At 68.7% G+C, this 12,495-nt stretch carries 11 protein-coding genes; 7 read left to right on the plus strand and 4 right to left on the minus strand.

Annotated elements, in window-relative coordinates:
- The first annotated feature begins 8 nt into the window (after window positions 1-8).
- The 4 genes from ACJ4V0_RS01185 (at window position 9) to pgi (ending at window position 4,361) form a co-directional block, all read left to right on the plus strand.
- Window positions 9-1,205 (plus strand): MFS transporter, encoded by a 1,197-nt coding sequence (locus tag ACJ4V0_RS01185; protein WP_448297714.1) that lies wholly within the window; start codon window positions 9-11, stop codon window positions 1,203-1,205.
- A 16-nt stretch (window positions 1,206-1,221) separates the two neighbouring features.
- Window positions 1,222-2,124, plus strand: coding sequence for a CopD family protein (locus ACJ4V0_RS01190; protein ID WP_448297715.1), 903 nt, complete (start codon window positions 1,222-1,224; stop codon window positions 2,122-2,124).
- Between the two features lie 13 nt (window positions 2,125-2,137).
- On the plus strand, window positions 2,138-2,656 hold the full coding sequence (locus ACJ4V0_RS01195; protein WP_448297716.1) for an RNA pyrophosphohydrolase: 519 nt from the start codon (window positions 2,138-2,140) through the stop codon (window positions 2,654-2,656).
- Between the two features lie 64 nt (window positions 2,657-2,720).
- Window positions 2,721-4,361 (plus strand): glucose-6-phosphate isomerase, encoded by a 1,641-nt coding sequence (gene pgi, locus ACJ4V0_RS01200; protein ID WP_448297717.1) that lies wholly within the window; start codon window positions 2,721-2,723, stop codon window positions 4,359-4,361.
- A 3-nt stretch (window positions 4,362-4,364) separates the two neighbouring features.
- Here the strand turns inward: pgi and ACJ4V0_RS01205 are convergent, their stop codons facing one another.
- The gene (locus ACJ4V0_RS01205) at window positions 4,365-5,300 is read right to left on the minus strand and encodes an N-carbamoyl-D-amino-acid hydrolase (RefSeq protein ID WP_448297718.1); all 936 of its coding nucleotides are present in this window, start codon (window positions 5,298-5,300) and stop codon (window positions 4,365-4,367) included.
- Window positions 5,301-5,563: 263 nt separating this feature from the next.
- Here ACJ4V0_RS01205 and ACJ4V0_RS01210 point away from each other — a divergent pair, with 263 nt between their 5' ends.
- On the plus strand, window positions 5,564-6,511 hold the full coding sequence (locus ACJ4V0_RS01210) for a dihydrodipicolinate synthase family protein (protein ID WP_448297719.1): 948 nt from the start codon (window positions 5,564-5,566) through the stop codon (window positions 6,509-6,511).
- Between the two features lie 349 nt (window positions 6,512-6,860).
- Complete coding sequence (gene arfB, locus ACJ4V0_RS01215) at window positions 6,861-7,289, plus strand: alternative ribosome rescue aminoacyl-tRNA hydrolase ArfB (protein ID WP_448297720.1); 429 nt, start codon at window positions 6,861-6,863, stop codon at window positions 7,287-7,289.
- 123 nt (window positions 7,290-7,412) lie between these two features.
- Here the strand turns inward: arfB and ACJ4V0_RS01220 are convergent, their stop codons facing one another.
- The gene (locus ACJ4V0_RS01220) at window positions 7,413-8,321 is read right to left on the minus strand and encodes a 2-dehydro-3-deoxygalactonokinase (protein WP_448297721.1); all 909 of its coding nucleotides are present in this window, start codon (window positions 8,319-8,321) and stop codon (window positions 7,413-7,415) included.
- 141 nt (window positions 8,322-8,462) lie between these two features.
- On the opposite strand from ACJ4V0_RS01220, the gene ACJ4V0_RS01225 reads away from it, so the two are divergent.
- Window positions 8,463-10,136: a formate--tetrahydrofolate ligase gene (locus tag ACJ4V0_RS01225; protein WP_448297722.1), complete on the plus strand. Its 1,674-nt coding sequence runs from the start codon at window positions 8,463-8,465 to the stop codon at window positions 10,134-10,136.
- Between the two features lie 236 nt (window positions 10,137-10,372).
- On the opposite strand, the gene ACJ4V0_RS01230 is transcribed toward ACJ4V0_RS01225, so the two are convergent.
- Window positions 10,373-10,987, minus strand: a complete 615-nt coding sequence (locus ACJ4V0_RS01230; RefSeq protein WP_448297723.1) for a hypothetical protein — start codon at window positions 10,985-10,987, stop codon at window positions 10,373-10,375.
- 7 nt (window positions 10,988-10,994) lie between these two features.
- Complete coding sequence (locus ACJ4V0_RS01235) at window positions 10,995-12,488, minus strand: L,D-transpeptidase family protein (RefSeq protein ID WP_448297724.1); 1,494 nt, start codon at window positions 12,486-12,488, stop codon at window positions 10,995-10,997.
- Window positions 12,489-12,495 lie beyond the last annotated feature (7 nt).

Consider the following 12,495-nt stretch of genomic DNA (forward strand, 5'->3'; position numbering starts at 1 on the left):
ACTTCATCATGCGCGCATCCTTCCCCTTCATCATCACCGCCCTCGGCCTCACCCAGATCATTTCCTGGGGGACCATTTTTTACGGTATCTCGGTGCTGGCGAAGCCGATGATGGCCGAGCTCGGCTGGAGCTTCACCTTCATCTTTGCCGGCTTCTCGCTGTCGCTGCTGGTGGGAGGCATCGTGTCCAAGCCGGTGGCGCGATTGATCCAGCGCCGCGGCGGACGCTTCACGCTGACGCTCGGCTCGGTGGTCGGTGCCATCGGCCTCGGGATGCTGTCGCAGGTCAATGATCCGGTTGTCTATATCGCCGCATGGATTGTCCTCGGCTTCGCCTCGCGGCTCACGCTCTACGATGCGGCCTTCGCCACGCTGGTCGAAATCTACGGCATGCGGGCGCGCCGTCCCATCTCGGTGCTGACCCTGTTTGGTGGCCTCGCCTCCTCGATCTTCTGGCCGATTTGCCACTACGCCAACGAGGCGATCGGCTGGCGCGGCGCCTGGATGGTCTGCGCCCTCTCGGTGCTGCTCGTCTGCACCCCGCTCCATCTGCTGCTGCCGCGCTTCGGCGCCCCCATCGGCGGCTCCGAAGGCAACGGGGCCGCGGAGCCCGATCCGGAACCGCTGGTGCCCCTGGACCAGAAGTCCTTCGCGATCCTGATGCTGACCATCGCCATGGCCTGCAACTCCTTCATCACCACGGCCCTGTCGGTTCACCTCATCCCGGCGGTGGTCGCCATGGGCATGGGCGCTGCCATGGCGGTGTGGATCTCCTCGCTGCGCGGCGTGTTCCAGACCCTCGGGCGGCTTGCCGAGATTCTCTGGGGCAAGAACCTCGACCCGTTCCTGTTCGCCAACATCTCCACGGGAGTGATGGTCATCGCCTTCCTGCCGCTCGCCGTCGGAGGCGTCGCGACCCCCTTCTTCTTCGCCTTCAACGTCCTGTTCGGCATCTCGGTCGGCCTTGCCACCATCGTGAAGGGGGCGGTGCCGCTCGTCCTGTTCGGCAAGCACGGCTACGCCTCCGTCCTCGCGTCCATCGCGACACCCGGCCTCATCGTCACGGCGGCGGCCCCGACCGCCTATGCTGCGGTGCTGGACGTTGCGGGACCCGTTGCCGGCTTCTGGCTGCTCTTCGTCATCTCCATCGCCTCCTTCGGCGCGACGGCGGCCCTTGCATGGAGGTTCCGCCGTCGCCAAAGCTGAAGGCGGGGCGCGGACGATGATTCTCGAATTCTGGCAAGGTGCGGGCGATCCGGTGCGGGGACTGGCGGTGGTCGTGCGCGCCGTCGCCACGATCGGCGCCCTGGGGGCCGCAGGCTCCGCGCTGTTCCTCGTCTTTCTGAGCGAGCGGCTGACTGCAGACGAGGCGCGGGCGGCGCGGCGCTGGACCGTGGTCTTCGTTTTTCTCGCGCTGATCGGCGGCGCGGCCCTCTGGCCGTTCCGCGCCATCGAGCTCTCCGGCGCCCGCGAGGGCATGGCGCGCTGGCAACTCTATTCCCAGATCGCCCGGTCGGCCTTCGGCGAAGCCTCGCTCATCGTGGCGGCCGGGCTCGGCCTCGTACTGTTCTCCCGCGTGCGCGCCACTTGGGGCGCGGGTATCGCAACGGCCGGCGCGCTGCTGATCGCCATCGGGCTGGCGCTGTCTGGCCATGGCGAGGGGCATCGCATGCGGCAAGAGGTGCTGGCGCTCGGTGTCGTCCACGTCTTTGCCGCGGCCTTCTGGGTCGGCAGCCTGCTGCCCCTGCGCAACGTCGCATTGCGCCGCGATCCGCGCTCGGCGGCGGAGGCGATCCTCGCCTGGTCCCGTCACGCCCTGGTCTTCGCGGTTCTCACCGTGGCGGCCGGGTCGGTCCTGGCCCTCCTCTTCGCCGGGGCGCCCACCGCCTGGATTCGATCGGGCTATGGCGGGACGATGATCGCCAAGTCCGTCTTCGTCGCGGCCATGCTGCTCGGCGCGCTCGCCTGCCGGTTCAAGCATGTGCGGCTGATGGAGCGCGGCGACGTACTGGCCGGCGATGCGCTGCATCGCTCCAGCGGTCGGCAGTTCCTCTTCGCCCTGGTCGTGCTCTATGCGACTGCCGAGCTTGCCTCCGCCGAGTTGCCGGCGCTTTCCACGCGCTGACGTGTTTAGGACCATGGCTGACGATGAACGCCCCTATCGTCGCAATGTCGGTGTCGCGCTGTTCGACGCCCGCGGCCGGGTGCTGATCGCCCGCCGCATCGGCGACGACGGACCCGAGGTGATCGCGCCCGGCCATGAATGGCAGCTGCCCCAGGGCGGCATCGATCCTGGCGAGGACATCGAGGCTGCGGCGCTCCGCGAACTGTTCGAGGAAACCGGCGTCAGCAGCGCCGTCATCCTCGGCCGGATGGAAGGCGAGGTCACCTATGACTGGCCGCCCTACCATGGCCCGCCGCACCGCCTCGGCCGCTGGCGCGGGCAGAGCCAGACATGGCTCGCCTTCCGCTTTGCCGGCAGCGATTCGGAGATCGACGTGACAGGCGCGGCGCCGGGCGAGCCCGTCGAATTCGACGCCTGGCGCTGGGAGCGGCTGGAACGGATCCCCGCCCTCGTCGTTCCCTACAAGCGCCATGTCTATGAGCGGATCGTCACCGCCTTTGCGGCTTTCGCGGCGCCGGCGCCTCGATCATGATCTGGTCATGATGGCCGACGATGGTCGCGCCCTCTGCCGCATGCCCCACGGGACCCCTCCTGCCATGACCGACGCCGTCGCCCGCGCCTTCGAGGCCCTCGAGACCCATCGCCGCGCGCTGATGATGATGTCGCTGAGGGAGACCTTCGAGGAGGACCCCCGACGGTTCTCGCGCCTCTCCCTGAAGCTCGGTCCGATGCTGATGGACTGGTCGAAGACCCGCGTCGTGCCGGCTACCATTAAGCTGCTCGTCGATCTGGCCAAGGCGTCCGGCGTCGAGGAGAAGCGCGACGCCATGTTCGCCGGCGCGCGCATCAACACGACCGAGGACCGCGCCGTGCTGCACGTGGCGCTGCGCAACCTGTCCGGCGCGCCGATCCTCACCGACGGCCGCGACGTCATGCCCGAGGTCGCCGCCGAGCGTGAGCGCTGCTTCGCCTTCGCCGAGGCCGTCCGCTCCGGAGCGCTGCGCGGGGCGACCGGCAAGCGCTTCACCACGGTGGTCAATATCGGCATCGGCGGATCGGACCTCGGCCCTGCCATGGCGGCGCAGGCGCTCTCGCCCTATGCGAAGCGCGGCCTTGCTGTGCGCTTCGTCTCCAACGTGGACGGCGCCCATATCGCCGACACGCTCAAGGGGCTCGATCCCGCCCGTACGCTGGTCGTCGTCGTCTCCAAGACCTTCACCACCGTCGAGACCATGACCAACGCGGAGACGGCGCGGAACTGGGTCACGCAGACGCTCGGTGATGGCGCGGTCGGCCATCATTTCGCGGCGGTCTCGACCAATCTTGCCGCCGTCAACGCCTTCGGCATTCCCGAAGCCAGCATGTTCCGCTTCTGGGACTGGGTCGGAGGGCGCTACTCGGTCTGGTCGGCGGTCGGCCTCTCCCTGATGATCGCCGTCGGCCCACGCCATTTTACCGCGTTCCTCGCAGGCGCCGAGCGTGTCGACCAGCATTTCCGCACCGCGCCTCTCAGCCGCAACATGCCGGTCATCATGGGCCTGCTCGGCATCTGGCACCGCAATGTGTGGGGCTATGCCAGTCACGCGGTGCTGCCCTACGACCAGCGGCTCGCACGCCTGCCGGCGCATCTCCAGCAACTCGACATGGAGAGTCTCGGCAAGAGCGTCGCGCTGTCCGGCAAGGCGGTGACGCGGCCCACCGGCCCGGTCATCTGGGGCGAACCCGGCACCAACGGCCAGCACGCCTTTTTCCAGCTTCTCCACCAGGGCACCGAGGTCGTGCCGGCGGATTTCCTCATCGCCGCCTCGCCGCACGAGCGCGGCCGCAAGCATCATGACCTCCTCATCGCCAACTGCCTGGCGCAGAGCCAGGCCCTGATGAGGGGGCGGACCTTCGAGGAAGCGCGCGACCAGCTCGTCGCCCGCGGCCTGTCGCGGGCCGAGGCGGAGGCGCTGGCGCCGCATCGCGTCTTCACCGGCGACCGGCCGTCGACGACGTTCCTCTATCGCAAGCTCGACCCCGCGACGCTCGGCATGATCGTGGCGCTCTACGAGCACAAGGTCTTCGTCATGGCGGCGATCATGGGGATCAACGCCTTTGACCAGTGGGGCGTCGAACTCGGCAAGGAACTGGCGACGCAGCTCGAGCCGCTGGTCGCCGGCCGCAGCGCGGACATGCGCGGGCTCGATTCCTCGACCGCCGGCCTCATCCAGCACCTGAAGAAGCTGAGGGTCTGACCCTCAGCGCCCCAGCGGCTCCCCCACCCCGACCCGCTCGGTGATGAGGCCGTAATGCTCGACGCGCCGGTGGCGCTTGAAGTCGAAGATCGTGTCCTTGCCGAAGGTCGTCTCGTCGAGGTCGCAGGGGATCACCAGCACGCCGTCGTCCTCATGGTCGATCTCGCCGACGATCTTGCCGTTGGGATCGACGATGAGCGTGCCGCCCATGCAGTGATGGCCGTCCTCGGTGCCGGCCTTCGCCACCGCCACCACCCAGGTGGCGTTCTGGTAGGCGCCGGCCTGACAGGACAGGCGATGATGGAACAGGCGGTCCTCGATCTTCTCGTTGCCGCGCTGCGAATTGACCGACGGCGTGTTGAAGCCGAGCACCACCATCTCGACGCCCTGCAGTCCCATGACGCGGTAGGTCTCGGGCCAGCGCCGATCGTTGCAGATGGCCATGCCGACGAGACCACCCTCGAAGTTCCACACCGGGAAGCCGGTGTCTCCCGGCTCGAAATAGCGCTTCTCGAGATGCTGGTGGGTGCGTTCGGTGTCGAACTCGACATGGCCCGGCAGATGGGTCTTGCGGTACTTGCCGACGATGGTGCCCGCCTTGTCGACGAGGATCGAGGTGTTGAAGTGGTGGCCGTCGGGGGTGAGCTCGGCATAGCCGAAGCTCATCGCCATGCCGAGCGCCTTCGCCCTGTCGAACAGCGGCTGCGTCGCCGCGTTCGGCATGGAGGCCTCGAACCAGTGGTCCATCTTCGCGCGGTCTTCCTCGTACCAGCGCGGGAAGAAGGTGGTCAGGGCCAGCTCCGGATAGACGATGAAGGTCGCGCCCTTCGCCTTCGCCTCTTCCATCAGGGCGATCATCCGCGCGACGACGCTGTCGCGGCTGTCGGCCTTCTGGATCGGGCCGAGCTGGGCGGCGGCGACGGTGACGATGCGGGCCATGACGGTCTCCTGATGCAGGGCGGCGGTACGCGGGTCTCTCGCCGCGGGCGCTTGGGGCCTGGCGGCGAGGCGGGCGTATGCGGAACGGCGTGCCAGACCTAATCATGCCTGTCGGGGGCTTCTCAAGTTCGCGCTCGGCGGATTGTCGCTCCAGGGGCCGCGAGGCGCGGCATGGAAGCCTTGCGGCGGCCGGCTTTGACCGGCACCCTCGTTCTGTGCCATCGGCAGCGTTGAAACGCTCTCCCCTGACGAGGACAAAAGCCATGAAGGCGAACGGCATCGACCTTTCCACCGCCAGCGGCGTCTATGTCATCGCGGCGACGCCCTTCCAGGACGACGGCCGGATCGACGAGAAGTCGACGGATTCCATGGTCGATTTCTATCGCGCCTGCGGCGCCGACGGCCTGACCATCCTGGGGGTCATGGGCGAGGCGCCGAAGCTCGCCGCCGAGGAGTCAGTCGCGATCTCGAAGCAGATCATCCAGCGCGCCGGGCCCTCCATGCCGGTCATCGTCGGCGTCTCGGCGCCGGGATTTGCCGCCATGCGGGCGCTCGCGCGCACGGTGATGGATGCGGGCGCCGCCGGCGTCATGATCGCGCCGCCCAACACGCTGCGCACCGACGACCAGATCCTCGGCTACTACAAGCAGGCGGTGGACGCGATCGGCGACGACATCCCCTTCTGCATCCAGGATTTCCCGCTGACCTTCTCGGTGGTGATGAGCCCCAAGGTCATCCGCTCGATCATCCAGGAGCTGCCCTCCTGCGTCATGCTGAAGCACGAGGACTGGCCGGGCCTTGAGAAGATTTCGACGCTGCGCGGCTTCGAGGCCGACGGCTCGCTGCGCCACGTCTCGATCCTCTGCGGCAACGGCGGCCTCTTCCTTGACTTCGAATGCGAGCGCGGCGCCGACGGCGCCATGACCGGCTATGCCTTCCCCGACATGCTGGTCGACGTGGTGAGACTGCAGAAGGCCGGCAAGCGCGATGCCGCCCACGACCTCTTCGACGCTCACCTGCCGCTCATCCGCTACGAGCAACAGCCGGGCGCAGGTCTCGCCGTGCGCAAGTATCTCCTGAAGAAGCGCGGCGTCATCGCCTCCGACGCCCAGCGCAAGCCGAGCGCCCCGCTTTCGGCCAAGGCGCGGGCCGAAGTCGACTACCTGTTCGACCGCCTGGCGAAGCTCGACGCCCGCGCCAAGGCGGCGTGAGGCGGCAGACGGACTGAACTCTTCGTGTTGAAGGGCCGCCGGGAGACCGGCGGTCTTTTGCTTTTGAGCCGTGCTGCACATCGCAAGTGCGTCCTTCGAGGCTCGCCACCGGACGATGCTGTCGCATCGCCGGAGGCGCGCACCTCAGGATGAGGAGGGTCGTGAGTGGCATCGGCGTCAGGTGACGGTATGCGCTCCATCGTCATTCACCCGGGGTGCAAATCACCACCTCCCTCATCCTGAGGTGCGAGGCCGAACGGCCGAGCCTCGAAGGACGCACTTCGGTTGTGCAAGGCGCCACCGGCTTCGGCTTGTTGCGCACGGCGGGCACTGCGACAATGCGTGCATCATGGCCGATCCGATCCCCGTCACGCCCTTCCTCGACCTGAACCCGGACGACATCACCTACACGTTCGTGCGCGCCTCGGGCCCGGGCGGCCAGAACGTCAACAAGGTGTCGACGGCCTGCGAACTGAGGTTCAATCTCGCGTCCGCCGCGATGCCCCCCGACATCAAGGCGCGCCTCGTGCCGCTCGCCGGCTCGCGCCTGACCAAGGACGGCGTCATCATCATCCAGGCCGACCGCTTCCGCTCGCAGGACATGAACCGCGAGGATGCGCTGGCACGCCTCGTCGAGATCGTGGCCAAGGCGGCCGTGCGCCCGAAGCGGCGCATCGCGACAAAACCCACCCGCGCCTCGAAGGAGCGGCGGCTGGAGGGCAAGCAGAAGCGCTCCGGCGTCAAGAAGATGCGGCAGGGCAAGCCGGGGATGGAATGAGCGTGACGATGCAGGACCCTGGGTGCCACCGGGCGCAATCGTCGAACATGGCCGAAATCTAACGGATCAGCGTCACGCTGTCAAGGACAATAATCCTAAAACCCGATCGGTCGGCATGGTCTCTCACACCAGCCCCGCCGCCTTTGCGATCCGGTACTGCCCGGCAAAGGCCGCATCGGCCGGGGCCGTCTCGTGGGCGATGCCGAGCACGTCAAGCGCCTCCGCATAGCGCGCTGCCAGAGCCTCGCCGCCGACAATGACGACAGGTCCGCCGACATCCGGCGCGAAGCTCTGCGCCTCGGCGATCTCGGCCCCGATCAGCAGACCAGACAGCCGCTCGGCGGTCTCGTTCGCCGGGAAGTCGCCCATCAGGCTTCCCGCCCGCTGCCGGAACAGCTTGCCGAGGAGGCCCGCCCCGCCGTCCGCCGCGCCGATGGCCGCGCCCGCAGCGAAGGCCTCGGGCGACGGCGCCCAGTCCGCCGTCGTCAGTTTCAGCACGGTATGGTCCTTCAGGGCCGCGAAGGCGTCGCCCGTCATGGCGGAACGGAAGGCCGTGATGCGGCCATCCGTGACCCGCACCCACTTTGAATGCGTGCCGGGCATGACGGCGAGGCGCGTGCCCTTGAGATCGAGCCCGGCGATCTGCGTCTCTTCGCCGCGCATGACGTCCGGTGCGCCGTCACCATGGCGGAACGACAGTCCGGTCACGAAGACGATGCGGCGGCCCTTCGCCGTGGTCAGCCGCGCCAGCGCCCCGGCGAGGTCGTCCGCGCCGGCCGGGCAGCGGAGATAGGGCGTCTCGACCCATCCCGTGCGGCTCGTCACCATGCCGGAAGCGATCACCGGCAGGCCGCAGGCCGGGTCCCACCCGCCGATGGACCGTTCCAGGACAGCCTCGAAGTCGCGGCCGGGCACGGAGAGAAGGCCGTCCTGGTTCGCCATGCGGTCGAGGATGGCGCCGCCGCCATCCATCAGCGCGGCGCGAAAGGACGTGGTGCCCCAGTCCACCCCGATCAGACTGCCTTCGGCCATGTCGTCGCCTCCCGGAAGCGTCTTCCTGTGATCCTGCGGCCGCGCACAAGACCTGTCCCCTTGCCAGCACGGCCGTGGTCGCTTTAATCGCGCCCCGCACCTAGCACGAACCCTGTCATTCTCCAGCGCAGTTCATCGCTCATGTCCCATGACCTCGCCGTCGCCCGCGCCGCGACCCTCCGCCCGATCGCCGAGGTCGCCGCCGCGGCCGGCATTCCGGCCGATGCGCTGGAGCCCTACGGCAAGTACATCGCCAAGCTCGATGCGGATTACCTGAACAGCCTGAAGAACAAGCCAGACGGCAAGCTGGTCCTCGTCACGGCGATCAACCCGACCCCGGCCGGCGAGGGCAAGACCACGACCACCGTCGGCCTCGGCGATGGCCTCAACCGCATCGGCAAGCGCGCCGTCATCGCCCTGCGCGAGCCCTCCCTCGGCCCGGTCTTCGGCACCAAGGGCGGCGCCACCGGCGGCGGCAAGGCGCAGGTGCTGCCCATGGAGGCGATCAACCTCCACTTCACCGGCGATTTCCACGCCATCACCTCGGCGCACAACCTTCTCGCCGCCCTCGTCGACAACCACGTCTACTGGGGCAACTCCCTCGGAATCGACACGCGCCGCATCGTCTGGCGCCGCGTGCTCGACATGAACGACCGGGCGCTGCGCTCCATCGTCAACGGTCTCGGCGGCGGCGGCAACGGCTTCGCGCGCGAGGACGGCTTCGACATCACGGTGGCCTCCGAGGTCATGGCCTGCTTCTGCCTCGCCAGCGATCTCGCCGATCTCGAGGAGCGGCTGGCGCGCATCGTCGTCGCCTACACGCGCGACAGGAAACCGGTCACCGCAGGCCAGCTCAACGCCGCTGGCGCCATGGCGGCGCTGCTCAAGGACGCCATCAAGCCGAACCTCGTGCAGACCATCGAGGGCTCGCCGGCCCTCATCCACGGCGGCCCCTTCGCCAACATCGCCCATGGCTGCAACTCGGTCATCGCGACCCGCGCGGCGCTGAAGCTCGGCGACTACGTGGTGACGGAAGCCGGCTTCGGCGCAGATCTCGGGGCGGAGAAGTTCTTCGACATCAAGTGCCGCAAGGCGGGTCTGAAGCCGGACGCCGCGGTGATCGTCGCCACCGTCCGCGCGCTGAAGATGAACGGTGGCGTCGCCAAGGCGGATCTGGCGCGTGAGAACCTCGAGGCCCTGCGGGCCGGCATCGTCAACCTCGGCCGGCACGTGGAAAACGTCCGCGCCTTCGGCGTGCCCGTCGTCGTCGCCATCAACCATTTCACGTCCGACACCGAGGCGGAGCACCGGCTCATTGCCGACATCTGCCACGAGGAGTTCGGCGTCGAGGCGGTCCAGTGCCGCCACTGGGCCGAGGGTGCGGTCGGGGCCGAAGACCTCGCCCGCAAGGTCGTCGCGCTCTGCGAGGGGGGCACTGTCCATTTCCAGCCGATCTACCCGGACAGCCTGTCGCTCGAAGGCAAGATCCTCTCCATCGCCACCCGCATCTACCGCGCCGACGACATCGCCATCGCGCCGAAGGCCGCGGCTGACCTCAGGGCCTTCGAGGCCGCGGGCTTCGGCCACCTGCCGGTCTGCATGGCGAAGACGCAATATTCCTTCTCTGCCGACCCGACCCTGCTCGGCGCGCCGATCGGCCATACGGTGCCGGTGCGCGAGGTGCGGCTCGCAGCCGGCGCCGGCTTCGTCGTCGCCATCTGCGGGGAGATCATGACCATGCCGGGCTTGCCGAAACTCCCTGCGGCAGAGGCGATCCACGTCAATGCCGACGGGCTGATCGAGGGGCTGTTCTGAGAGTGGTTGGTTGGGCCAGGCCACCTGCACGACCCAAGTGCGTCCTTCGAGGCTCGCTTTGCTCGCACCTCAGGATGAGGAGGGTGAGGTTGGCATTGTGCGTGAACATGCCTCGCGCGTTCGCCTTCCCGCAGGAAACTAACCTCCTCATCCTGAGGTGCGAGCCCCGGGGCGATGCTTCAGCATCGTCCGGTGGCGAGCCTCGAAGGACGCACTTGCGATCTGCAGTGCCTTCTTCAGTCAGCGGTCGGATGCCAGACCGGTGCGAAACCCTCGCGCAGCACGGCGATGGTCGATGGCGGCGCGAGCACATCGACCTCGCGCACAGGCCGTGGCAGGGCAGGGGAATAGCCGGCGAAGGACCAGGGCAGCATGGCGTCGCCGCGCAAGGCGAAAGCCTCGCCTCCGATCGCGATCATGGTGCCGTCCGGCAATCCGGCGGCCTCGGTGCGCCACATGCGCTTCTCCCGCCCCGCCAGCCGCTCGCCATGCAGCACCGCATCCATCTCCGGAGCGCTTGGTGGTCTCGCCAGCCCTTGCGCCCGTCCCCAGGCGGCGGCAAAGCGGGTCGCATCGGCGCGCCGGCATTCGAAGCAGGGGCGATGGCCGGCGGCCAGCGCCGTCACCTCGTCGAGGAAGAAGAGCTCGGTGTAACCCCGGCCCATCAGGGGGAACCGCCGCCGGCCCTTGAACGACAACACGCAGCAGATCCATTGCCGCGAGGCCCATTGCCTCACCCCGATCGTCTTGTCGTCACGATGGAATCGTCCGCCACGGTTGCCGAGGAACAGTCCGCGCTCCGGCACCGCCGCGATCGCCCCGAACGCATCGACGCGGTTCGCCAGCGGCATGGCCGGCTCAGTAGCGGGCGTCGGCCGACGGCGTGCCCCGCGGTCCGCCGAAGATGCTCTCGAAGAAGTTCGGCTGCGGCGGCGGAGCCTGTTGCACCTGCGGTGCGATCTGCGCCGGTGCCTGCGGCGGGCGCTCGGCCGGCCTGACGACGCGCTGCGGCGGCGCACCCGGGGCATCCCAGCCATAGATGTCGTCGCGGAACTGCACGGTGCCATCCGGCGCCGACCAACCCGTGAGATAGACCCAGGCGACCGGAACGGCCTGGGTGAGACGTACGTCGCGGCGCTGCGTCTGCGTCATGCCCTGAACGACCTGCTCCTTGGTGAAGCCCTGCGGGGCGAGCAGCCATGTGACGAAGTCGGAGACGTCGGCGACGCGCACGCAGCCGGACGACAACGAGCGGCTGTCGGACTGGAACAGGCCGCGCGACGGTGTGTCGTGCATGAACACCGCTTCCGTGTTCGGCATGTCGATGCGCACGCGTCCGAGCGAATTGCCGGCACCCGCATCCTGCCGCAGCGTGTAGTTCACGGCGCGTTCCGTCGACCAGTCGATGGTCGCAGGGTTCACCTCGTTGCCCGAGCGGTCGAGCATGCGCACGCGCATGTTGGCGAGGGTTGCCGGATTGCGGCGCATGCGCGGAATGATATCGCGCTTGATGATCGACGTGGGGATTGTCCAGGTCGGGTTGAAATTCACCACCGTCAGCCGCGTCTCGACCATGGGCGAGGCGTGCGCCTGCTTGCCCACGATGACGACGTGGCGGCGGCGGACGACGCCGCCCTCGATCGCTTCCGCCGCGGCGGCCGGAATGTTGACGATGACGTAGCGCTGGCCGAAGGCGAAGCGGCTGTCGGCCAGCCGCTCGAGCGACTTCTCCAGCGCCCTGACCCGCACTTCGGCCGGAATGTTGAGCTGGCGTATCGTTGCACCCGCGACGAGCCCGGAGGCGACCAGGCCGACACGGCGCTGGAAGCGTTGCACCGCCTGCATCGTGGCGTCGTCGAAGAGATCGCCCGTCACGAGCGCGGGGGAGAGGTCGCCCTCGGCGGCCAGGCGCTGCTTCAGCAGGACGACCGCTGCGCCGCGCGCGCCCTTGTTCAGTCTCAGGTTCGTCGGCAGCGTGCCCCAGCCGCCGCGCTGGGCGATCTGGCGATAGGTCGCGAGCGCAGCCTGCGTCGCCGCCACGGTCTGCGGACCGTAGGTCGGCTGCGGGTCGGAGGAGATGGCCGTGACCCGCGGCGGCGGAGGCGGGCGCGGCGGCCGGGGGCGGGCGGGCGGAGCCGCGCGGGCGGGCTGGGCGCCATCGGCCGGGGCCTGAGCCGTCGGGCTCGCGGGCGCGGGCTCAGCGGGAGCGGGGACAGGGGCTGCCGGTGCCGGTTGCGCTGCCGCAGGAGCCTCCATGACGGGAGCCTGCGCCCCGGCCTGGCCGGAGACGAGCGACATCGCGGCGCCGAGGAGCGCGGCACTGAACAGCCGGGGGAAGGTGCGAAGTGTCATGAATCAG

The sequence above is a fragment of the Phreatobacter aquiterrae genome (genome assembly GCF_053471285.1).

Bases quoted from the DNA above. Each gene is read 5' to 3' on its own strand.
- ACJ4V0_RS01185 (WP_448297714.1), top strand. From the start codon at position 9: ATGCGCGCATCCTTCCCCTTCATCATCACCGCCCTCGGCCTCACCCAG.
- ACJ4V0_RS01190 (WP_448297715.1), top strand. From the start codon at position 1,222: ATGATTCTCGAATTCTGGCAAGGTGCGGGCGATCCGGTGCGGGGACTG.
- ACJ4V0_RS01195 (WP_448297716.1), top strand. From the start codon at position 2,138: ATGGCTGACGATGAACGCCCCTATCGTCGCAATGTCGGTGTCGCGCTG.
- pgi (WP_448297717.1), top strand. From the start codon at position 2,721: ATGACCGACGCCGTCGCCCGCGCCTTCGAGGCCCTCGAGACCCATCGC.
- ACJ4V0_RS01205 (WP_448297718.1), bottom strand. From the start codon at position 5,300: ATGGCCCGCATCGTCACCGTCGCCGCCGCCCAGCTCGGCCCGATCCAG.
- ACJ4V0_RS01210 (WP_448297719.1), top strand. From the start codon at position 5,564: ATGAAGGCGAACGGCATCGACCTTTCCACCGCCAGCGGCGTCTATGTC.
- arfB (WP_448297720.1), top strand. From the start codon at position 6,861: ATGGCCGATCCGATCCCCGTCACGCCCTTCCTCGACCTGAACCCGGAC.
- ACJ4V0_RS01220 (WP_448297721.1), bottom strand. From the start codon at position 8,321: ATGGCCGAAGGCAGTCTGATCGGGGTGGACTGGGGCACCACGTCCTTT.
- ACJ4V0_RS01225 (WP_448297722.1), top strand. From the start codon at position 8,463: ATGTCCCATGACCTCGCCGTCGCCCGCGCCGCGACCCTCCGCCCGATC.
- ACJ4V0_RS01230 (WP_448297723.1), bottom strand. From the start codon at position 10,987: ATGCCGCTGGCGAACCGCGTCGATGCGTTCGGGGCGATCGCGGCGGTG.
- ACJ4V0_RS01235 (WP_448297724.1), bottom strand. From the start codon at position 12,488: ATGACACTTCGCACCTTCCCCCGGCTGTTCAGTGCCGCGCTCCTCGGC.